Below are 20690 nucleotides of genomic sequence, written 5' to 3' on the forward strand. Positions count from 1 at the left end.
TTGATCGAGCATGATCCGGAAAGCCGCTGCACGCCTTTCCGGATCATGCTCTAACAGCAATACCACCGGTCCGGGAACGCGATCAGCGGCCAGGCCTGGCCGTTATCGTTTGCAGGTCGAGTGCGATCGGCGGTGTCCTGATCAATTACACCCAAGGGTCTTGGAAATCGGTCCGAACCGTTCCGGCGATCACCCATAAGCGATCGGCCGCCGTCTCTGCGGCTGCGAAAAAGAATTTCGAGGGCCATGGGCGTCTCTCAAAAAACGCGACGCTGCAATTGTTCTGAAAAAAGCCGAGCCAGCAGTATTGGTTCCTAATTCACCAATCATGCCACACGATGACGACATTGCGCGATCGATTATTGCCCGGATCACGTCTGTCAACAGGAACGTCGGCGCCAGGCAGCTCGATTGGTGCGGAAGGGAGCTCAAATCATCGCGCCTTCGCAGCCGAAAATAGAATGGCGGGCTTTCGGCCCGCCATTCTGTCTCGATCGATGCGCGGGGCTTCCCCGGGCATGACGATGTCTGAAATCAGTTATCCAGGAACGAGCGCAGCTTCCGCGACCTTGACGGATGCTTGAGCTTGCGCAGCGCCTTGGCCTCGATCTGGCGGATGCGTTCGCGCGTCACCGAGAACTGCTGGCCGACTTCTTCCAGCGTATGGTCGGTGTTCATGCCGATGCCGAAGCGCATGCGCAACACGCGCTCTTCGCGCGGCGTGAGCGAGGCGAGCACGCGCGTGGTGGTCTCGCGCAGGTTCGACTGGATCGCCGCATCGATCGGCAGGATCGCATTCTTGTCCTCGATGAAGTCGCCGAGGTGCGAGTCCTCCTCGTCACCAACCGGCGTTTCCAGCGACAGCGGCTCTTTCGCGATCTTGAGAACCTTGCGCACTTTCTCCAGCGGCATGCCGAGCTTCTCGGCCAGTTCTTCCGGCGTCGGCTCGCGGCCGATCTCGTTGAGCATCTGCCGCGAGGTCCTTACGATCTTGTTGATCGTCTCGATCATGTGCACGGGAATGCGGATGGTGCGCGCCTGGTCAGCGATCGAGCGCGTGATCGCCTGCCGGATCCACCATGTGGCGTAAGTCGAGAACTTGTAGCCGCGGCGGTATTCGAATTTGTCGACCGCCTTCATCAGGCCGATATTGCCTTCCTGGATCAGGTCGAGGAACTGCAAGCCGCGGTTGGTGTATTTCTTGGCGATCGAGATCACGAGGCGAAGGTTGGCTTCCACCATTTCCTTCTTGGCCTGGCGTGCCTCGCGCTCGCCCTTCTGTACGCCATGCACGATCTTGCGGAATTCGCCGATCTCGAGGCCGGTCAAGGCGGCGAGCTGCTGAATCTCGCCGCGCAGTTCCTTGATGCGATCCTTCTCGTGATGGACGAAATTCTTCCAGCCCTTGGCGGCGAGTTTCGAGACACGGTTGAGCCAGCGTGGATCGAGCTCCGACCCCTGATAATTGCGCAGGAAGTCGTCGCGCGCCACGCCGTGGCTGTCGCCGAGGCGAAGCAGGCGGCCCTCGAAGGAGACGAGCTTCTTGTTGATGTCGTAGAGCTGCTCGACGAGGGAATCGATGCGCGCCTGGTTCAGCCGCAGCGACTTCACCTCGACGATGATCTCGTCCTTCAGCTTCTTGTACTTGCGCTCCTGATGCGGCGAGAGCGACGGCCCGTGCGAGGTGCTCTCGAGCTGGTTGGCAATGTCCTGCTCCTGCAGCCGCCGCAGCTTCTTGTAGTTGTCGGCGATCTTGTCGAAGGTTTCGACCACTTTCGGCTTCAGCTCGGCCTCGATCGCCGCGAGCGACATCTGGTTTTCGAATTCGTCGTCGTCCATGTCGGCTTCAGCAGCGGCCTCGCCGGGATCCTTCTCCTCGCCGTCGGCACCGGCGGCCGGCGCGGGACGGAACGGGGTCGGCGATGGCGGCGCGGCGGGCGGCGCGGCTGAAGCAGGCATCGCCCCACCGTTGCCGCTGCCATTGGCGGCTTCGCCTTCGGCGGCCGGCTGGCCATCGGCACCGATCATGGCGGGATTGAGGTTGTTTTTGGCATCGGGGCCGGCATAGGTGGCCTCGAGATCGATGATGTCGCGAAGGAAGATCTTTCCTTCGTTGAGTTCGTCGCGCCAGATGATGATGGCCTGGAAGGTGAGCGGGCTTTCGCACAAGCCTGCGATCATTGCCTCGCGGCCGGCCTCGATGCGCTTGGCGATCGCGATTTCGCCCTCGCGCGACAACAGCTCCACCGTGCCCATCTCGCGCAGATACATGCGCACGGGATCGTCGGTGCGTTCGCCAGGCTCGGATTTCTTGACCTCGGTGACGGCCTTCGACGTGACCTCGACAAGCTCGTTGTCGGTATCGTCGTCGGCGTCTTCCTGTTTTTCTTCCTCGGCGTCGTCGTCGGCCTCGGTGACATTGATGCCCATGTCGGAGAGCATCGACATGATGTCCTCGATCTGCTCGGGCGAAGTGGTGTCGGAGGGCAGCACCTCGTTAAGCTGATCGAAGGTCACGAAGCCGCGCTTCTTGGCCTGCTTGATCATCTTCTTGACCGCGGCATCCGACAGGTCGAGCAACGGCGAAGGCGCGTCGGGCGAATCCTTCTCAGGCGCGTCGGCGACCTTCTCGTCTTTTTCTTTTTCCTTGACCTGAACCATCTTCGCCTTGCTGGCCATTCAAAAGCTCCCAACCGCGTCCCGACCTAAGGGGCCAAGCCCGTCGCGAAACGCTTCAACTTACTCATGACGCGAAAGGGCGGCGCCGAGTTTCGCCACCCCAGTTCGCTCGTCTCCGATTTCACACAACTGGCCTTGAACGCAGCTTGCGGAAATGGCGGTGCCGGCTACCCGAACAGGGATGAGCGTCCTGCTTATTCCAGACGCCTCTCGTAAGGACAGCCGACCGTCCGCTAGATCAGAAAATGCCTCAAAGCCATTAAGCGTCGCTTAACCCTGTTTTTGCAGCCAAACCCCGGGTTTGGCGAGTCTTTTTGCGGTTCCGATAGCCGCGGTCCGCATTAAATTCAAGCTCATGGGCTACCCCGCAATCGTCCGGATAATTCACCAAATCCGTCGATCATGGCCTCGGTCCCGTCCATTTCGGAAAGCCGGGCCTTGATGTCACGCAGCCACGCCAGATTGGCCTCGCTCGTGTCCTCGCCCAGCGCGAGTTCGGCGTCCTTTAGCTCCCTAAGTAAGGAGTGGTATTGGCGATGCAAGGAGACGAGCTGGTGCCAGGTGGAAAGAACATCGTCCCGCGCCGCGCCGGCTTTCGCCCCCCACACCGCAGCGGTCGTGATCGCACCATCAACTCTTTGAAGTTCCTTTGAAAATCCGCCCTTGAGGAGATCGGCGCGGAGCTTTTCGCTCTGCTCGGAAGGGTCGATCGAATGGTGATGGTCGGCCGCAAAGGCGGCGATGATCCCGGCCCGCAGTCTATGCGCCTCCGGGTGCGGCAGTTCGAGCGCAGCCGCTTCTTCGAGGTGGTCGTGCAAGAGCCAGGGGTGGTTGATGAGGCATTGCAGGATCAGCGCCTCGCGGCGGGAGATGGCGCTGCGCTGGCCGCGGAGCAAGGGGCTCGCCGCGAGTTGCGAACTTGCCGGCTGATAGGGGCCGCGCAGCGAAGCGCTGGGGCCCTGTGGACGGCGGCCGGCAGCATCAAATCGGCCGGGGTTTTGGCCGGGGCGGGAGGCAAAACGCCGGGGTGATTCGCCGAAATTTCCTCCTCCCGGCCGGCCGCCGCCATAGGGGCTGCGCACCACCTCCGGCGCAAACATGCGCCCCAGGCGCTCCGAAAAATCCTGGCGATAGTAACGCCGCACCACCTCGTCGCGGATGGAATTGGCGATCTCGCCGATGCGCTTCTCCAGCGCCGCCCGCCGCTCCGGCGTCGCAAAATTGCCGCCCTCGATTTCGTGCGACCAGATCATCTCGGCGAGACCGCGTGAGCCCGCGATCACGTCCTCGATCGCGGCGCGTCCGCCCGACCGGGCGAGATCGTCGGGGTCCTGGCCTTCGGGCAGCAGCGCGAAACGGAGGCTCTTGCCGGGCGCAAGGTGCGGCAGGGCCAGATCAGCGGCGCGCCACGCCGCCTTCTGCCCGGCGCGGTCGCCGTCAAAACACAGGATCGGCTCATCCGCCATTTTCCAGAGCAACGCGAGCTGGTTTTCGGTGAGCGCGGTGCCGAGCGGCGCGACGCTGCCGGGATAGCCGACGCCGACCATGGCGATGACGTCGACATAGCCTTCCACCACGACGATCGGGCTGCCGTCATGCGCGGCCTGCCGCGCGGTGGCAAGATTGTAGAGATTGTCGCCCTTGTGAAACAGCGGCGTTTCCGGCGAGTTCAGGTATTTCGCCGGCACGTCCTTTTCGAGCGCGCGACCGCCAAACGCGATCACGCGGCCGCGGGCATCCGTGATCGGAAACATCACGCGGTCGCGGAAGCGATCGTAAGGCACGGGAATATCGTCGCCGCCGATCAAGAGCCCCGTCTCGACCATGTCCTCGACCGGGACGCCCTGATTGCCGAGATGCTCCTTGAGCGCGAAACGATCGGGCGGCGCGTAGCCGAGGCGGAACTGCACCTGCGTAGCCGGCGAGATGGCGCGATCGGCGAGATAGCCGCGCGCCTTGGCGCCGTTTCTCGAGGCGAGCGTATCGGCAAAGAATTTCGACGCCAGTTCCATCACATCGTGCAGCGTCCTGCGCCGCGCCTCATGGCGCGCGGCATCGGGCGTTGCCGCCGGCAGGGCAAGTCCCGCCATCGCGGCAAGCCGCTCGACGGCCTCGGGAAACGTCACACCTTCGGTCTCCATCAGGAAATCGAAGATGTTGCCGTGCTTGCCGGTCGAGAAGTCGTGATAAAATTGTTTCTGATCGTTGACGGTGAACGACGGCGTCTTTTCCTGCTGGAACGGCGACAGCCCTTTAAACTCGCGGCCGGCCTTCTTCAGCTTCACGCGCCGGCCCACGACTTCCGATACCGGAAGGCGCGCCTTCAGCTCTTCGAGGAATTGGGGCGTAAAGCGCATGGGTGATGCTGGCGCAGGGTTGAAGTTGGGCCGAACGGCTAGAGATATAGGGCGCGGATTACCGAAACCGGTAACAATATCGGCCTTCTTGCCGCTATTCACAGGGCTTTCTGATCGTTGGTTCCGGCGCGTATGGCGCGAATCCGCAATGACGGCGTCACAAGAACCGCCCCGATTCGATCCGGGACAGTCCCGTAACCGGCCAGTTGTAGATATAGGTCCAGGCCTCGCGTGTGACGCCCTCGGCGAGCGTGACCGTCAGCATCTGCCGCACATATTGCGTCGGCTCGGGAAATCCTTCGCCGCAAGCCTCGTACATGTCGAATTCGCGCAGGAGATCCTCGACAGCGCGCAGGCGATAGAGCTCGCCGAAAACCATCTCGCCGGCCGCGTCCGACAGCACCAGGCCGGGATAGTGCTTCACCTTGTACAGCCTTCCGCGGCAGCTCGCCTGCCCAAGAAAGTCGGCATTGGCCGACAACAGCCGCGCCATCGGGTGCGAATAGCCGCGCATCAGCGTGCCATAAACGAAGAGAAGGTCAGTCATGGTCTCGTCTTACACGTCATTGCGGGCGAAGCGAAGCAGTGCGAATGTCGGAATCGAAAACCACCTGAACAGGCAGATCGGACAGGCAAAAATGGTGTTGGATGGCGGCGGCGAAACATCCTCACTTCTCGGTGACGAGGATGCACCGCCGGTCGTGGAGCAGAACCCTTCCGGCCGCTCGCCGTTTCTTCTGACCTCGGACCACTTCGGCCGCGCCATCCCCCGGCGTCTCGGCGATCTCGGCCTGCCCGAGAGCGAACTGACGCGGCATATCGCCTTGGATATCGGCATAGCCGGCGTGGCGCGCGCCTTGTCCGAACGGCTGGACGCGCATCTGATCGCGCAGCGCTATTCGCGGCTCGTCATCGACTGCAATCGCCCGTTTACCTCGCCGGGATCGATCCCGCTGATCAGCGAAGCCACCACCATTCCCGGCAATGAGGGGTTGGCGCGCGAGGCCGTGGAGGCGCGGCGGCGTGAAGTGTTTGGTCCCTATCACCGCCGCATCACGGAAGTGATCGATCAGCGGCTGCGCGATGGTATTCCGACCGTGCTGCTGTCGCTGCACAGCTTCACGCCGGTCTATGCCGGCATCAAGCGGCCCTGGCATGTCGGCACGCTATATCAGCGCGACTCGCGCCTGCCGCCGCTCTTGCTGAGCGCCTTACGCGCGCAAGGCGACCTGGTGGTCGGCGACAACGAACCGTATGCGGTGAGTAACGAGACCGATTACACGATCCCCGTGCACGGCGAAGCGCGCTCGCTGATGAATACCGGCATCGAGATCCGCCAGGACCTGATCGGCGATCAGTCCGGCCAGGGGCAGTGGGCGGATCGGCTGGGCGCGATCTTTACCGAAATCGAAGCGACGCTGCGCGCGCAAGGTCTGCTGCCGGTCTAAAGTTACTTCGCGCGCGTCAACGCGAGCCAGACGCCGCCGCCGATCATGAAGCCGCCGGACACGCGCGACAAAGCCCGCGTCCGCCGCGCCGAGAAGAATGATCGCACGCGCCCGGCAAGCAACGCATAGGTCGCATCCGTCAGCCCCGCGACGACCATGAAGGTGACGCCGAGCAGGGCAACCTGCGGCAGGTGATCGCGGCTCATATCCACGAACTGCGGAATGAAGGCGCCGAAGAACACCAGCAGCTTGGGGTTACTGAGCGCGACCAGAAAACCTTGCAGAAAAAATCCGCCGCGAGGTGGCGGCGGCGCCTCCGCCTCCATGCCCTCAACCGGCGCGCGGATCAGCCTGATGCCGAGCCAGACCAGATAGATGGCACCGGCAAAGCGCACCCAGTCAAACCAATAACCCATGGTCGCCATCAGCGAGGCCAGTCCGATTGCGACCACGGCGATCACGATCAAGAGCGCCGCCTGCACGCCGGCGATATTGGTCAGCGCCGCCCGAGTGCCATGGCGCAGGCCGTTGGCTATCACGAGCGTCACGATCGGGCCGGGTAACAGTGCCAGCGCGACAGAGGCGGCGACATAGGCGAGGTAAAGCTGAAGGGACACGGGTTTCACCTACTCTTCGTCATTCCGGGGCGCAAGCGAAGCGAGCGAACCCGGAATCCATTGAGCCGTTCGCGTTCGTCGATAAATGGATTCGCGCTCTCGCAAGCCCCCGAATGACAAGGCTGGATTGCACCGCCAACGCTCGCAATGACGAATCTCACTTGCTACGGCAACCCCGCAATCTTACGCGACTCGCCGGTCAATTCCAGAGTGTGCATGCCGGTATTGGCGCGGTCGACGATGTAGATATAGCTGCGGTCGTCGGTCTCGACGTTGTTGGTCTGGATCGCGACCTTGCAACGATCCTTGCCGTCGACCTTGACGCAGCGCTTGTCGATATTGGCCGTGATCGCGGGGATGAAGTAGCCGACTTCGGTCGGGTGATAGGGATCGCGGATGTCGAGCGCGCGCACGCCGGCATTGAAGACGGAGATGAACGCCATCTTCTTGTAGCAGACCGGGGCCATGCTTTCATTCGAGGCGTGCGAGCCGAACCGCCCGCCCCGCTCGAAGAAATTGCCGTTCGCTTCCTTCGCCGTGTAGCTCGAGATCACCATCGGGGTCTTCTCGATCGTGACGTCGACGAACCACACCATCTGCCGCGGCTCTGCGCATTCGTCGACGATCTCCTCGTCGACAATCATGACGATGTCGCGCGTCGAATCCTTGTCATGGGCGAATTCGGCGATCGGCATCTTCAGCACCGGAAACGTCGTATGCGCGCCGTTGAAGGCCGACATCGACATCCGCGAAATCTCCGATAGCGCAGGTTTTCCGGCGTCGGCTCCTTCGGTCCGTTCAATAGCTTGTCGCGCTAACACAGGCCCAAGCCCTCGCCAAAATACCCTCTTGACATGCACCCGTTTGGTTGCATATTTTCTGACCCTATGGACGACGTGTTCAAAGCCCTCGCCGATGCGTCGCGGCGATCGCTGCTCGACAGGCTGCACGCCAAGAACGGACAGACGCTGAACGAACTCTGCGAGGGTCTCGCCATGACGCGGCAGGCCGTCACCAAACACCTCGTCATTCTCGAGGAGGCCAACCTTGTCACCACCTACAGGCACGGCCGCGAGAAGCTGCACTACCTCAATCCGGTCCCGATCCATCAGATCGGCGAGCGGTGGATCAAGAAATTCGAGCGCGGCAAGCTTACCGCGCTCAGCGAACTGAAACGGCAACTGGAGAAGCGCGATGAGTAAGCCGGATTTCGTCTACGTCACCTATATCGAGACCACGCCCGACGAACTGTGGCAGGCGCTTACCGATGGCGACTTCACGGAGCGCTACTGGTTTGACCATCGCGTCGCGTCTGACTGGAGCGTCGGATCGGACTATCGCTTCACGCTCACAGGCGAAAAACGCCTTGAGGGAAAAGTGTTGATATCGGATCCGCCGAGGAAGCTTGCCTACACCTGGAACGGCTGCACTGAAGAATTCCGGCGCGAACGCACCTCGCGTGTCACCTTCGAGCTCGAACCGCGCGGCAATGTCGTCAAGCTTACTCTGACACACGACAATCTCGACGAGGCCGGCGTGACCCACCGTGGCATTTCGGAAGGCTGGCCGATGGTGCTCGCAAACCTGAAGAGCCTTTTGGAGAACGGCAAGACCCTCGGCATTCCGATGCCGGCGCCCGCTGTAAAAGAAACAGCTACCGCCTGAACCTGCCTGCCGGCGTCGCCCGCGTTCGCGCGACGACGCCGGAAGCAAGCCACCGAAGGAACATAAAGATGTCCGGACCCGAATTCATCTACGTCACCTATATCGAGACCACGCCGGAAAAGCTTTGGCATGCGCTCACCGACGGCGAGTTCACGGCGCGCTACTGGTTTGGCGCAAGGCTGCGGTCGGACTGGAAGGTGGGTTCGTCCTTCGAAATGGTACGCAGCGACGGCACCGTCTCCGATGCCGGCAAGGTCGTCGAATGCGATCCGCCGCGCCGCCTCGCCTACACCTTCATCAACCTGTCGGACAAATACAGGAACGAGTTTCCGGCGCTGGCCACGTTCGTGCTCGAACCCTTTGGCAAGCTCGTCAAGCTGACGCTCACCCATGAAGGCTTTGCGGAAGGCAGCCAATTCTACTCAGGGATCTCAAAGGGATGGCCGGCAATCCTCTCCAGCCTCAAGAGCCTGCTGGAGACCGGCGAACCGCTGCAAATCCCCTTCGAAGCGTTGAAAATGTGAGATTGAGCAAATCCCCATGAACCTCGACCGCTTCAAACCGCTGATCGTCTACACGATCTACATTGCTTCGACGCCTGAGAAAGTGTGGCAGGCACTGACCTCGGCCGAATTCAGCCGGAAATATTTCTTCGGCAATTCGGTCGAGATCGATCTGAAGGTCGGCGGCGCTTATATCGTCCGAACGGCGGATGGCAACTTGCATATCAGCGGCGAAGTGGCCGAGTGCGTGCCGAATCGCCGGCTCTCCTTCACGTTTAACGTGAACTGGCCGGAGCTGATCGAAAAACTGGGCGCAACGCTCGTCACCTACGAGATCGAGCCCCTGGGCAATGCGGTACGGCTCACCATGACGGAGTCGCATGACCGGCCGCTCGACGATGATATCCTTTCCGGCGGTCGTCAGGGGTGGCCCGCCATTCTCTCGAGCCTCAAGAGCCTGCTCGAGACCGGTGAGCCGCTGGTCGTCAGGATGGCTCCGCCCGAGCGCATGCTGACGGCCCTGAAGAAGCTCGGAATCAGGACGCCCTGAGCTTTCGCGGCTTTTCGCGTCACCGCGAAGAGGTTCGAAATGTTGCGATAACGTGACACACAACGACGGTCTTGATGCGCTCACACGCGCGCTTCAGCCAGTGACCTCACCAAACTTGACGGCGTGAATTCCACCTCACCAGAGCGTTCGGCGAATTGACACCTGCGCCGTGGTGATGACAAGGAAGGAGTTCATCGCGCGGATGGTGGGGCCGCCTTGGTTGAACGTGCTGACATCTTCGTGCCCCTGCGCAGAGCAAGCGGGCTCAGCGCATCCTGTGCGTTCGCGCTGGTGTTGCTGATGACCGCTGCACGCGCGGCCGATCTGCCGATCAAGGCCCCGCCTCCCCCTGCCGGGTATGACTGGACCGGCTTTTACGTTGGCGGCCATATCGGTCTGGCCACCGGAAACTCCGGTTGGGCGCTGAGCCCAGCCGGCGGCGGCACACCGGGCGCCGGTTCCTTCGGACTCTATCAGTCGCCCAATGCCTTCCGGGAAAGCGGAAGCTGGTTCGAGGGTGTGCAGGCCGGATATAATTGGATGTTGCGAAACCGCCTGGTGGTGGGCGTCGAGGCCGACGGCTCTTTCCCGACCTACCCCGATCCCATCACGGGTCTGACCACCGGCGGGATTTCGAATTTTGCCTCATCGACATTCGGGACCGGTAGCTTCAGCGAAAACGTGCTGGCCTCGGGCACCGTGCGCGGCCGCATCGGCTATGCGCCGGGCCAGTGGCTGTTCTATGCCACCGGCGGCATGGCGTGGAGCTACGACCAGGAGACCCTGACGCAGGACGCAAGCGGCAATTCGGAAGACCGCTTCCTCTACCGCTTCGGCTGGGCGGCCGGCGTCGGTATCGAAACCGCGATCGCACCGAGCTGGACGGTTCGCGGCGAATATCTGTGGACGGATTTTCCATCCGTCAGCGAGAGCTTTCCGCTGTTCGGGCAGCGCGTCAGCTCCGGATTGTCCGAACATCAACTCCGGCTCGCTCTGAACTACCATTTCGATGATCCGTCACGCCCGGCCGCTGCCGCGCCGTCGCGCTTCATGGAAAATGCCGACATCTTTGCCGTGCATGGCCAGACGACCTTTGTCGAACAGGCTCATCCCGCCTTCCGCTCGCCCTATGAGGGACCCAACAGCCTCTCGGGCGGCGCCGACGCCGAGGAAACCTTCGACACGACGCTTTCCCTCGGCGTCAAGCTGTGGCAGGGCGCTGAATTCTGGGCCAATCCGGAAATCGACCAGGGCTTTGGTTTCAACAACTCGCACGGCGTGGCCGGTTTTCCCAGCGCCGAAGCCTACAAGCAGGGGCTGGCAACCCCTTATGCGCGGCTGCAACGCGCTTTCCTGCGGCAGACCGTCAATCTCGGCGGCGAGACCGAAAACATCGACGACGATTTCACCCAGTTCAAGGGGACGCGCTCGACCGACCGGCTGGTGCTGACAGTCGGCCGTTTCGGCGTCAACGACATCTTCGACACCAACCGCTACGCCAATAATGCAAAGGCCGATTTCCTGAACTGGTCGCTGGTCAATGCCGGCACCTTCGACTACGCCGGCGACGGCTGGGGCTACAGCTACGGCGCGGCGGGAGAATGGTACACGGGACCATGGACATTGCGCGCGGGCGTGTTCGATCTTTCCGCCACTCCGGCGGGCGGCGTGAGCCCTCTGGGCGGTACGCTCGATCCGACCTTCCAGCAGTTCGAAATGGTCGGCGAAATGGAGCGCCGTTACGAATTGATGGGCCAGCCGGGCAAGATCAAGATCACCGGCTATCTGGAGCGCGGCAGCATGGGTGCTTATTCCGACGCCGTTGCGCTCGCGGCCATCACAGGACAGCCGGCCGACATCAACGCCGTGCGAACCTATACCAGCCGTCCCGGCGTCAGCTTCAACATGGAACAGCAGATTACCGACACGCTCGGCGTGTTTCTCCGCGCCGGCTGGGCCGATGGCCAGCACGAACCCTGGGATTTCACCGATATCGATCGCACGGTCTCCGGGGGCGTCTCGATCGGCGGCAAGTCCTGGGGGCGTCCCGACGACACCATCGGCATTGCCGGCGTCGTCAACGGCATCTCCAGTGCCCACGTCGCCTTCCTCAATGCCGGAGGCCTCGGCATTCTCGTCGGCGACGGACGATTGACGAACTACGCCACCGAGAACATCTTCGAAGCCTATTACAGCTACGCGCTGACGCCCTCGACCCGGCTCACCTTCGACTATCAGTTCATCGACAATCCCGCCTACAACGCCGACCGCGGCCCGGTGAATGTCTTTGCAGGCCGCGCCCACTGGCAGTTTTAGGTCGCGGTGATTTCATTGGCTGCCGGCTGTCTTGCCGGGGGACAGAATATGCTTAAGCGTGCCGCGGCCATCCTGGCTGTTCAACTCACGATCTTTCCTGCATCTCCGGGCTACGCGATGGAAAAACTGACTGTCATGATCTCCGGCGGCTTCTCGCTGGCCTACCGCCAGGTACTGCCGGAGTTCGAGCGCGCGACCGGCGTCGCCGTGACCACGCTGTCGGGCGCATCGCAAGGGACCGGCCCGAAGACCATCAAGTCGCAGCTTGAACAGGGTGTGGATGTCGACGTGGTCATTCTTTCGAAGGAAGGCCTTGATGAACTGACAGCGGCGGGGCGGATCGTCAACGGCTCGGAGGCGGAGCTCGCCAGCGTGCCGCTGGGTGCAGCCGTGCGGCAGGGAAGCGCCAAGCCGGACATCGGCAGCGTCGAAGCTTTCAAGCGGGCCGTGCTTGGCGCGCGCCTGGTGGCGCTGCCGGCAAGCACCAGCGGCATTTTCCTGAAGAAGGAAGTTTTCCCGCGGCTTGGGATCGCCGGCAAGGTGTCATCAAAACTCTTCGCGCGCGGCATCGAGGCGACCGGCGCGCTCGCCGCTGGCGAAGCGGATCTGGCGCTCGGGCCGGTCAGCGAACAGGTCCATCAGCCCGGCATCGAGCTGGTCGGCGCACTTCCCGATGACGTGCAGCTCATCCAGGTATTTACGGCGGCGATCGTCAAGACGGCGCACAATCCGGAGCAGGCGAAGAAGCTGATCGGGTTCCTGGTATCCGACCAGGCCAAGACGGCCATCGAGAAGGCCGGCATGCAGCCGCTCGGCCATCGCGGCCAGCATTAAACTTTCCCTTGTTCGGCTGACTGCGTCGTCTGAGACTCAAACAGCGAACCTGCGTCGACCGGCGCCACGATGCGGCGGTAAAGATGCCAGGTCGCGTGACCGAGCACCGGCAGGGTCACGATCAGGCCGAGGAAATAGGGCAACGCGGAGATCATCAGCAGTACGACGACGACCGCGGCCCATCCGATCATCGGCAGCGGGCTCATCACCACCGAGCGCACGCTCGTAATCATGGCGGTGATGAAATCGACCTCGCGCTCGAGCAGGAGCGGAAACGACACCACGGTCAGGGAAAACAGAACCAGCGACAGCGCCGCGCCGACGAGGTTGCCGACCACCAGGAAAACAAGGCCTTCGTTGGTGGTCAGCACGACGCGGATGAACTCCTGAAGGCTGGAAAACGAGGCGTTGAGTCCGATCAACAGCGCGATCAGCAGGCGCACCTGGTACATCCAGATCAGGAAGATGAACAAGGTGACGAAGGCCATCCAGCCGATTTCGCTGCGCGACGTGATGGTCGACCAGATCGCCGGGAAAGAAATCGGCTCTCCGGTCTCGCGCCGACGACTGACTTCGTAAAGCCCGATCGCGACGAATGGCCCGATCAGGGCAAAGCCAGCGGCCAGTGGATAGGCGAGGTACACCATCTTGAAGGCAGTGAGGGAGAGCAGGATGATGATGCCGCCGACGGCGTAGAGGCCGCCAAATGCGAGCCCATAGAGCGGCTTGGCCTGAAAGTCGCGCAGGCCCTGGCTCAGGGCTTCCGCAATATCCGCAGCCGTGATGCGGCACACGACAGGATCGAGCTTGCCGGAGATCGACATGGTCCCCCAAATCCGTTTTGTCGTATTGAGGCAAGCCTGCGACCCCACGTGTTGATCTGGGTCAAACTAGTAGGATTTGGTCCTGATGTCGTCCCGCTGCAGCGCGGGGGCAACCGCAGCGTGGTTCAGCCCAGGGACCTCAATTCCCGCCGCAGCACCTTGCCGGTGGCAGTCATCGGCAAGCTGTCGGCAAACTGCACGAAGCGTGGATATTCGTGGGCGGCCAGTTTGACCTTCACAAAGTCCTGGATCTCGCGGGCCAACGCTTCGCCTGGAGCAAAGCCCGGCCGCAGCACGATCCAGGCCTTGATCGATTCCGTGCGGACCGGATCCGGAACGCCCACCACGGCCGACATCGCAACTGCCGGATGCTTCAGCAGGCAATCCTCGATCTCGGAAGGGCCGACGCGGTAGCCGGCCGTGGTGATGACGTCGTCCTCGCGGCTCAAATACCAGAAATAGCCGTCCTCATCCTGCCATCCGAGATCGCCGGTCAACAGAAAGCCGCCGGCGTATTTCTTGCGCGTCGCTTCCGGGTTCTTCCAGTACTCGATCATGGTAACGGGGTTGAGCTGGCGGACGGCGATGATGCCGCGGGTCCCGCGCGGCATTTCGTTGCCCTTGTCGTCGACGATGCGCACGTCGAACCCCGGCGTCGCCTTGCCCATCGAACCGGGTCGGATCGGAAACAGCCTGGCATTGTTGCCGACCGACAGATTGCACTCCGTCTGGCCATAGCCCTCGTGCACTTCGATACCGAAGGTGGAACGCACCCAGTCCAATAGCTCCGCGCCAAGCGCCTCGCCGCCGGAAAAGATGCTGCGCAGCTTGACCCCCGCATGTCTGACCTCGGCCTGGCGCATCAGCTTCAGCGCGGTCGGCGGCAGGAACACGTTGCGAATGGCGTGATCGGCCATCAGTTGCATCGCAGCCTGCGGCTCGAACTTCCTCGCGCGATGCCCGACCACCGGCACGCCGTGATAAAGGGCCGGGAACAGCACGTCGAACAAGGCTCCGATCCAGGCCCAGTCCGCCGGCGTCCACATCACATCGCCCGCCTTGGGAAAGAAGTCGTGGATCATCTCGACATTGGGGAGATGGCCGAGCAGCACCCGATGGGCATGCAGCGCGCCCTTCGGATTCCCCGTGGTGCCCGAAGTATAGATGATCATCGCGGGGTCGTCGGCCGCGGTATCGACGGTGGTGAAGTCCGGCGAAGCAGCTTCCAGCGCCGGCCAGAATGCCTTTGTGCCCGCGGGCGCCTCGTCGCCGACCAGATAGACGTTTTGCAGATCAGGAAGCCGGTTACGGATTTTTTGCAGCTTCTCCCAGCCGGAAGCATCGGTGACGATGGTCCTGGCGCCCGAATTGGCCAGACGAAATTGCAGCGCGTCCTCGCCGAACAGCGCGAACAGCGGGACCGAGATCATGCCGGCACGAAACGCCGACAAATGCGCCAGCGGCAATTCGATCGACTGTGAAAGAAAGAGTGCGACGCGGTCGCCGCGCAGCAGCCCGTCGGCGTTCAGCACATTGGCGAAGCGGCGCGACATCTCGGAGAGCTCATCGAAAGAGATGCGGCGCGAGGAGCCGTCTTCGTCGACATAGATCAGCGCGAGACGGCCTGAGCCGTCGGCATGGCGGTCGCAGCAGGCGCTCGCCATGTTGAAGCGCGGCGGGATCTCCCAGCGAAACTCACGGCAGAGTTGGTCGTAATCGTCGGTTTCGGTGAGCATGGCCGGCTCCATCCTCCGTCATGACCGGGTTCTGGCCCGGCCATCCACATCTTGCTTGTGACTGTAGTTTTAAAGACGTGGATGCCCGGAACAAGCCCAGGCACGACGAAGAAGGTAATTTTGGTTCAGCCCGCCTTTTCCATCGCGATCTCCGCTTCGAGATTGGCGACATCCCGGTAAATCGAAGCGACCGCGAGCACCCGCCCGCCGCGCTTGTAGCGAACCAGGCAATCCTTCGCCCCGATATCGCCATCGATGACGATTTCGTCCCACTTTTCGGCGTGGCCGACATAATTGATCGGCACATCATAATGCTGGCTCCAGAAGAACGGCACGTCGTCGAACACTTCGTGCTGCCCCAGCATATTGCGCGCCGCGGCCTGACCCTGCCGCTCCGCGACCACCCAATGTTCGACCCGGATGGCCTCACCGGAATGCTTGTCCGGCCAGCGGGCGATGTCGCCCGCGGCATAGATGCCGGGAACGCTGGTTTCGAGATAGGCATCGACCTTGACGCCGCGGTCGATCGCAAGACCGCACCTTTCGGCGAGTCCAAGACGCGGCTTCACGCCGACTCCGATGACGACGAGATCGGCCTCGATCACGCCGCCACTCTTCAAGCGGGCGCGCTTGCCGTCGATCGAAGCGACGGTGTCGCCCAGGTGAAAGATCACGCCGTGTTCCTCGTGCAGCGCGCGGACGAAGTCGCCCATTTCTGCGCCCAGGACGCGCTCCATCGGCCGCTGCTCGAGGCCGACGACATGCACCTCGATTTCCCTGGCGCGCAATGAAGCCGCCACTTCAAGTCCGATGAAGCTCGCGCCGACAACCACCGCGCGGCGCGCGCCCTGGGCCGACGCAATAATGGCGCGGCAATCATTCAGCGAGCGCAGCAGGTGTACATGCGGTTGATCTGAACCCGGGATCGGCAGCCGCACCGGTTCCGCGCCCGTCGCCAGCAGCAGGCGGTCGTATGGAATGCCTTCACCGCCGGCGAGCAGCACCTGTTTTGCCTTGATGTCGATCGAGGCGACCTCGACCCCCAGGCGCAAATCGATATTCGTCTCTCGGTAGAAATCGTCCGGACGAAGCGGCAGCCAATCCTCGGGCGCGCTGCCGGCGAGATAGTCCTTTGACAGATTCGGACGATCGACCGGCGCCGCGGTCTCCCCGCTCAGCATCACGATGCTGCCGCGGTAGTCCTGCCGGCGCAGCATCTCGGCGGCGGCAAAGCCCGCCGCGCCGCCGCCGACGATCACGATCCGCGACGGCGCATCGACGACGCCCTTGACGCGCGGCTTCGGCTGTTCGCGTTTTTGCTTCACGACAATCCGCTCGCCGTCCCGTTCGACTTGCCACACTGCGAGCGCATTGAGCGCCGGCGCACGGGTCGCCTCCCCGGTGCGCAAGTCGAAGCAGGCGTGATGCCAGGGACAGCGAACATACTCGCCGTCGACGACGCCTTCGGCGAGCGGCCCGTGATAATGGCTGCAATGTGCGTCGATGGCGAATATCTCCGCGCCCGAACGCACCAGCAGTACCTCCTCTTCGCCGACATGCCCGAGCAGCATGGCGCCGGAAAAATCGGAAGGCAGGACGCCGAGGGACAGATCGGGGCCTGCCGGCGAAGCTTGCTGATCTGCCATTTCGTCCTCCGCGGCGTTGGGTCGTGGGATAACGACCTTAAGCCCATTGGACGTTCCAGGGACCGAAAGGTTCCGCAATTGGAAACCCCGGCGGGAGCGGAGCCCCCGCCGCGGGCGGCAGGACGCGACGAAACAAGCGGTGGGAGTTCAGGAAGTCAGCGCGGCCTTCACCAAAGCGCTGGCCTTGCCGAAATCCATCTGACCGGCATATTTCGCTTTCAAGGCGCCCACCACCTTGCCCATGTCCTTCATGCCGGCTGCCCCGGTCTCCTGAATGGCGGCCGCGATCGCAGCTTTCACGTCATCATCGGACATCTGCTTTGGCAGGTAGGCCGAAATCACCGCGATCTCCTCGCGCTCCTGGGCGGCGAGCTCGGCGCGGCCGCCTTTTTCATAGAGTTCGACCGATTCCTGGCGCTGCTTGATCATCTTCTGCAACACGCTGAGAAGGTCGGCATCGGACAAAGGCGGCTTGCCCTCGCCGCGCGCGGCAATATCGGCGTTCTTGATGGTCGAATTGACCATCCGCAGCGTGGAGAGCTTGCGCTCGTCCTTGGCCTTCATCGCCTCCTTGACCGCGTTGTTGATGTCGTCGCGCAGCATGGGAATCATCCTCGTTTCGGCTCTGTTCGATGATCTAGTGTCCACTTTCCGAAGTTCGTGCTCCAACGCAGCAACCGCTTTCACGAACTTCGGAAAGGCGGAGGCGAACTTATTGTTTCTAGTACCGCTTTATCGATCTGGAGTCCCTGATCGAATTCGCCGCTTGTGGTGCAGGGACTTCAGATCGGCGGTACTAGGCCGTTCGACAGACCGAGACAACCGGCGTTCTGGCAGGAAGCATCCACCCCACCCCGAAACATGCGGAAAACGCATGTGAATCGGGCCTTTCCGGCTTTGACGCGGCGACGGCGCGCGACTATGTAGAGCCCTCATGACCACATCAGAAAACGCTGCCGCCTGGCCGGACCACAAGCCGACCGCAGTCCTCGTGCTGGCCGATGGAACGGTACTGGAAGGGTTTGGGCTTGGCGCCGAGGGACAGGCCGTCGGCGAAGTCTGTTTCAACACCGCCATGACCGGTTATGAGGAGATCCTCACCGATCCCTCCTATGCCGGGCAACTGATTACCTTCACATTCCCGCATATCGGCAATGTTGGCGCCAACGACGAGGATATCGAGACGGTGAACATGGCGGCAACGCCGGGCGCGCGCGGGGTGATCCTGCGCACCGCCATCACCGATCCCTCGAACTACCGCGCCACCCGCCACCTCGACCAGTGGCTGAAGGCGCGCGGCATCATCGGCCTCTCCGGCATCGATACCCGCGCGCTGACCTCGCTAATCCGCAGCAAGGGCATGCCCAATGCCGTAATCGCCCACGCCAGAAGCGGCGAGTTCGACCTCCATGGGCTCAAGGAGGAGGCGCGGGAGTGGCCGGGCCTGGAGGGTATGGACCTGGTGCCGATGGTCACGTCCGCCCAGCGTTACACCTGGGACGAGACGCCGTGGGCGTGGGACAAGGGATTTGGCCGGCAGCAGGCGCCCGAGTTCAGCGTGGTCGCGGTCGATTACGGCATCAAGCGCAACATCCTGCGGCTGCTTGCCGGCGTCGGCTGCAAAGTGACGGTGGTGCCGGCGACCACTTCGGCCGAAGACATCCTGGCGATGAAGCCGAACGGCGTGTTCCTGTCGAACGGTCCGGGCGATCCGGCCGAGACCGGCAAATATGCCGTGCCGGTAATCCGGAAGGTGATCGATTCCGGCACGCCGACCTTCGGCATCTGTCTTGGCCACCAGATGCTGGGCCTCGCCGTCGGCGCCAGAACCAAGAAGATGCATCAGGGCCATCACGGCGCCAACCATCCGGTCAGGGACGAGACCACCGGAAAGGTCGAGATCACCTCGATGAACCATGGTTTCGCGGTCGATCAGGCGACGCTGCCGCAAGGCGCGACCCAGACACACATCTCGCTGTTTGATGGTTCCAATTGCGGCATCGCGCTCGAGGGCAAGCCGGTGTTTTCCGTGCAGTATCACCCCGAAGCTTCGCCCGGACCGCGGGACTCGCATTACCTGTTCGATCGCTTCGCCGACCTGATGCGGTCGAACAAGCGGGCGTAAAGGGCTGGTTGGACCGTCATTGCCGGGCATAGCCGCTCGAAGAATGGCGTCGCTTCCGCTCGCCCGTGCCCGGCAATCCATCGCCTCGAAAACCCACAGATGCCCGGATCAAGTGCGGCATGACCGCTGGCGGAATGGCGCGTCTCTTTATATTATTATCATCATTGTAACAGCCGGAGCTTTCATGACCGCCCCTCCCCCGCGTACGGTCGAATACGGCGTGACGCCGACCGAGGTGATGGCCTCCATGGCCGGGATCGACTTCCTCCGCGCCATGTTCGCCGGTCAGCTGCCGGCGCCGCCAATCATGCAAAACGTCGAGCCGTTCGATTATTCGGTCGAACCAGGCGTGGTCTCATTCTCCAGCCTGCCCGGCTTCCGGCACTACAACCCGATCGGCTCGGTGCATGGCGGCTACGCCGCGACCCTGCTCGATTCCGCCATGGGACTTGCCGTGCATTCGATGCTGCCGGTCGGCAGCGGCTACACCACGCTCGAATTCAAGGTCAGCTTCATCCGCGGCATGACCAAGGATACCGGCGTGGTGCGGACCGAAGGCCGCACGCTCAACGTCGGCCGCCGCGCCGCGACCGCGGAAGCCCGCATCACCGACCCCAAGGGCCGCCTGCTCGCGCATGCAACGACCACATGCCTGGTTTTCGAGATCCCCGGTCCGCCCGCCAGGGGAATGTGAGAGGCAGGCCGGAGGAACGTGGCCTTCCAAGCGCGGTTATTCCGCACATGCTTGCAAGTCATCGCGGGAGCCCGTCGTGCCGATCGTCAAGAATACCAAGCCGGCCACTTTCATCTTCGAGGATGACGGTCTCACGCCCAACAATGTGTTGCCGCTTGTGATCTACAAGCGTGCGCTCGATCTCGACAGCGGCGCCCCCGAGAGAACCATCGAAGAGTTGTTCGGTGCCAACGGCTGGGGACAAGACATCTGGCGCAACGGCATTTACGATTACCTGCATTATCATGCGACGGTGCATGAAGTGCTCGGCATCGCCCGCGGCCACGGGCGGGTCCGCTTCGGCGGCGATGCAGGCAGAGAATTCGAGCTCGATGCCGGCGATGTCGCGATCCTGCCGGCCGGCACCGGCCATCAATGCCTGAGATCGACGGACGATTTCTCGGTGGTCGGCGCCTATCCGCCCGGCGCCAAAATGCAGGTGACGCGGCCGACGCCGGAAAACCACGCAGCTGCACTCAAGACCATTCCGGTCGTGAAATTGCCGGACAGCGACCCGGTCGCGGGGAGGGACGGGCCGCTGGTGAAGTTGTGGCGGGGCTGACGTCATTGCGAGGAGCGTAGGCGACAAAGCAATCCAGTTCTGTTCGATCTGGACTGCTTAGCCTGTCATCGGGCGCGCATTCGCGCGACCTGTTG

The 20690-nt window shown here is 62.5% G+C and carries 19 protein-coding genes; 10 read left to right on the plus strand and 9 right to left on the minus strand.

The window, feature by feature from the left end; genetic code table 11:
* Positions 1-534: 534 nt before the first annotated feature.
* The 3 genes from rpoD to NEZ08_RS09080 all read right to left on the minus strand — a co-directional run bounded on the left by rpoD (position 535) and on the right by NEZ08_RS09080 (position 5583).
* On the minus strand, positions 535-2679 hold the full coding sequence (gene rpoD / locus NEZ08_RS09070) for an RNA polymerase sigma factor RpoD (protein WP_298106278.1): 2145 nt from the start codon (positions 2677-2679) through the stop codon (positions 535-537).
* 353 nt (positions 2680-3032) lie between these two features.
* Complete coding sequence (gene dnaG / locus NEZ08_RS09075; RefSeq protein WP_298106279.1) at positions 3033-5036, minus strand: DNA primase; 2004 nt, start codon at positions 5034-5036, stop codon at positions 3033-3035.
* A 157-nt stretch (positions 5037-5193) separates the two neighbouring features.
* On the minus strand, positions 5194-5583 hold the full coding sequence (locus NEZ08_RS09080) for a gamma-glutamylcyclotransferase (RefSeq protein WP_298106280.1): 390 nt from the start codon (positions 5581-5583) through the stop codon (positions 5194-5196).
* Positions 5584-5674: 91 nt separating this feature from the next.
* Here NEZ08_RS09080 and NEZ08_RS09085 point away from each other — a divergent pair, with 91 nt between their 5' ends.
* Positions 5675-6484, plus strand: coding sequence for an N-formylglutamate amidohydrolase (locus NEZ08_RS09085; RefSeq protein WP_298106361.1), 810 nt, complete (start codon positions 5675-5677; stop codon positions 6482-6484).
* Positions 6485-6486: 2 nt separating this feature from the next.
* On the opposite strand, the gene NEZ08_RS09090 is transcribed toward NEZ08_RS09085, so the two are convergent.
* Complete coding sequence (locus NEZ08_RS09090; RefSeq protein ID WP_298106362.1) at positions 6487-7101, minus strand: LysE family translocator; 615 nt, start codon at positions 7099-7101, stop codon at positions 6487-6489.
* A 164-nt stretch (positions 7102-7265) separates the two neighbouring features.
* Positions 7266-7847, minus strand: a complete 582-nt coding sequence (locus NEZ08_RS09095) for a hypothetical protein (protein ID WP_298106281.1) — start codon at positions 7845-7847, stop codon at positions 7266-7268.
* A gap of 141 nt (positions 7848-7988) precedes the next feature.
* Between NEZ08_RS09095 and NEZ08_RS09100 the strand changes: the two genes are divergently transcribed.
* The 6 genes from NEZ08_RS09100 to NEZ08_RS09125 all read left to right on the plus strand — a co-directional run bounded on the left by NEZ08_RS09100 (position 7989) and on the right by NEZ08_RS09125 (position 12969).
* A complete protein-coding gene (locus tag NEZ08_RS09100) occupies positions 7989-8303 on the plus strand; it encodes a helix-turn-helix transcriptional regulator (RefSeq protein ID WP_298106282.1) in 315 nt (104 codons plus the stop codon).
* Positions 8296-8766 (plus strand): SRPBCC family protein, encoded by a 471-nt coding sequence (locus tag NEZ08_RS09105; RefSeq protein ID WP_298106283.1) that lies wholly within the window; start codon positions 8296-8298, stop codon positions 8764-8766. The genes NEZ08_RS09100 and NEZ08_RS09105 overlap by 8 nt, the downstream gene beginning before the upstream one ends.
* Positions 8767-8834: 68 nt before the next feature.
* Positions 8835-9290, plus strand: coding sequence for an SRPBCC family protein (locus NEZ08_RS09110; protein WP_298106284.1), 456 nt, complete (start codon positions 8835-8837; stop codon positions 9288-9290).
* 16 nt (positions 9291-9306) lie between these two features.
* Positions 9307-9819 carry an SRPBCC family protein gene (locus NEZ08_RS09115; RefSeq protein WP_298106285.1) on the plus strand — a complete coding sequence of 171 codons (513 nt, stop codon included), beginning with the start codon at positions 9307-9309 and terminating at the stop codon, positions 9817-9819.
* 240 nt (positions 9820-10059) lie between these two features.
* Positions 10060-12135 (plus strand): carbohydrate porin, encoded by a 2076-nt coding sequence (locus NEZ08_RS09120; protein WP_298106363.1) that lies wholly within the window; start codon positions 10060-10062, stop codon positions 12133-12135.
* 48 nt (positions 12136-12183) lie between these two features.
* Positions 12184-12969 carry a substrate-binding domain-containing protein gene (locus NEZ08_RS09125; protein WP_298106286.1) on the plus strand — a complete coding sequence of 262 codons (786 nt, stop codon included), beginning with the start codon at positions 12184-12186 and terminating at the stop codon, positions 12967-12969.
* Here NEZ08_RS09125 and NEZ08_RS09130 read toward each other — a convergent pair.
* The 4 genes from NEZ08_RS09130 to NEZ08_RS09145 form a co-directional block, all read right to left on the minus strand.
* Positions 12966-13793 (minus strand): DUF2189 domain-containing protein, encoded by an 828-nt coding sequence (locus NEZ08_RS09130; protein WP_298106287.1) that lies wholly within the window; start codon positions 13791-13793, stop codon positions 12966-12968. The two genes, NEZ08_RS09125 and NEZ08_RS09130, sit on opposite strands and share 4 nt — an antisense overlap.
* Positions 13794-13918: 125 nt before the next feature.
* Positions 13919-15529 carry an acyl-CoA synthetase gene (locus tag NEZ08_RS09135; RefSeq protein ID WP_298106288.1) on the minus strand — a complete coding sequence of 537 codons (1611 nt, stop codon included), beginning with the start codon at positions 15527-15529 and terminating at the stop codon, positions 13919-13921.
* 125 nt (positions 15530-15654) lie between these two features.
* Complete coding sequence (locus NEZ08_RS09140) at positions 15655-17175, minus strand: FAD-dependent oxidoreductase (protein ID WP_298106289.1); 1521 nt, start codon at positions 17173-17175, stop codon at positions 15655-15657.
* 147 nt (positions 17176-17322) lie between these two features.
* On the minus strand, positions 17323-17778 hold the full coding sequence (locus NEZ08_RS09145) for a GatB/YqeY domain-containing protein (protein ID WP_298106290.1): 456 nt from the start codon (positions 17776-17778) through the stop codon (positions 17323-17325).
* A gap of 331 nt (positions 17779-18109) precedes the next feature.
* Here NEZ08_RS09145 and carA point away from each other — a divergent pair, with 331 nt between their 5' ends.
* The 3 genes from carA to NEZ08_RS09160 all read left to right on the plus strand — a co-directional run bounded on the left by carA (position 18110) and on the right by NEZ08_RS09160 (position 20595).
* Complete coding sequence (carA, locus tag NEZ08_RS09150; protein ID WP_298106291.1) at positions 18110-19300, plus strand: glutamine-hydrolyzing carbamoyl-phosphate synthase small subunit; 1191 nt, start codon at positions 18110-18112, stop codon at positions 19298-19300.
* A gap of 184 nt (positions 19301-19484) precedes the next feature.
* Positions 19485-19994, plus strand: a complete 510-nt coding sequence (locus NEZ08_RS09155; protein ID WP_298106292.1) for a PaaI family thioesterase — start codon at positions 19485-19487, stop codon at positions 19992-19994.
* A 76-nt stretch (positions 19995-20070) separates the two neighbouring features.
* Complete coding sequence (locus NEZ08_RS09160) at positions 20071-20595, plus strand: hypothetical protein (protein ID WP_298106293.1); 525 nt, start codon at positions 20071-20073, stop codon at positions 20593-20595.
* Positions 20596-20690 lie beyond the last annotated feature (95 nt).

It is taken from the genome of Bradyrhizobium sp. (genome assembly GCF_027451485.1).
GTDB lineage: Bacteria > Pseudomonadota > Alphaproteobacteria > Rhizobiales > Xanthobacteraceae > Bradyrhizobium.

What these genes read in the sequence shown, in the direction of transcription:
- rpoD (WP_298106278.1), bottom strand. Translation starts at nt 2,679, where the DNA reads ATGGCCAGCAAGGCGAAGATGGTTCAGGTCAAGGAAAAAGAAAAAGAC.
- dnaG (WP_298106279.1), bottom strand. Translation starts at nt 5,036, where the DNA reads ATGCGCTTTACGCCCCAATTCCTCGAAGAGCTGAAGGCGCGCCTTCCG.
- NEZ08_RS09080 (WP_298106280.1), bottom strand. Translation starts at nt 5,583, where the DNA reads ATGACTGACCTTCTCTTCGTTTATGGCACGCTGATGCGCGGCTATTCG.
- NEZ08_RS09085 (WP_298106361.1), top strand. Translation starts at nt 5,675, where the DNA reads ATGGTGTTGGATGGCGGCGGCGAAACATCCTCACTTCTCGGTGACGAG.
- NEZ08_RS09095 (WP_298106281.1), bottom strand. Translation starts at nt 7,847, where the DNA reads ATGTCGATGTCGGCCTTCAACGGCGCGCATACGACGTTTCCGGTGCTG.
- NEZ08_RS09100 (WP_298106282.1), top strand. Translation starts at nt 7,989, where the DNA reads ATGGACGACGTGTTCAAAGCCCTCGCCGATGCGTCGCGGCGATCGCTG.
- NEZ08_RS09105 (WP_298106283.1), top strand. Translation starts at nt 8,296, where the DNA reads ATGAGTAAGCCGGATTTCGTCTACGTCACCTATATCGAGACCACGCCC.
- NEZ08_RS09110 (WP_298106284.1), top strand. Translation starts at nt 8,835, where the DNA reads ATGTCCGGACCCGAATTCATCTACGTCACCTATATCGAGACCACGCCG.
- NEZ08_RS09115 (WP_298106285.1), top strand. Translation starts at nt 9,307, where the DNA reads ATGAACCTCGACCGCTTCAAACCGCTGATCGTCTACACGATCTACATT.
- NEZ08_RS09125 (WP_298106286.1), top strand. Translation starts at nt 12,184, where the DNA reads ATGCTTAAGCGTGCCGCGGCCATCCTGGCTGTTCAACTCACGATCTTT.
- NEZ08_RS09130 (WP_298106287.1), bottom strand. Translation starts at nt 13,793, where the DNA reads ATGTCGATCTCCGGCAAGCTCGATCCTGTCGTGTGCCGCATCACGGCT.
- NEZ08_RS09135 (WP_298106288.1), bottom strand. Translation starts at nt 15,529, where the DNA reads ATGCTCACCGAAACCGACGATTACGACCAACTCTGCCGTGAGTTTCGC.
- NEZ08_RS09140 (WP_298106289.1), bottom strand. Translation starts at nt 17,175, where the DNA reads ATGGCAGATCAGCAAGCTTCGCCGGCAGGCCCCGATCTGTCCCTCGGC.
- NEZ08_RS09145 (WP_298106290.1), bottom strand. Translation starts at nt 17,778, where the DNA reads ATGCTGCGCGACGACATCAACAACGCGGTCAAGGAGGCGATGAAGGCC.
- carA (WP_298106291.1), top strand. Translation starts at nt 18,110, where the DNA reads ATGACCACATCAGAAAACGCTGCCGCCTGGCCGGACCACAAGCCGACC.
- NEZ08_RS09155 (WP_298106292.1), top strand. Translation starts at nt 19,485, where the DNA reads ATGACCGCCCCTCCCCCGCGTACGGTCGAATACGGCGTGACGCCGACC.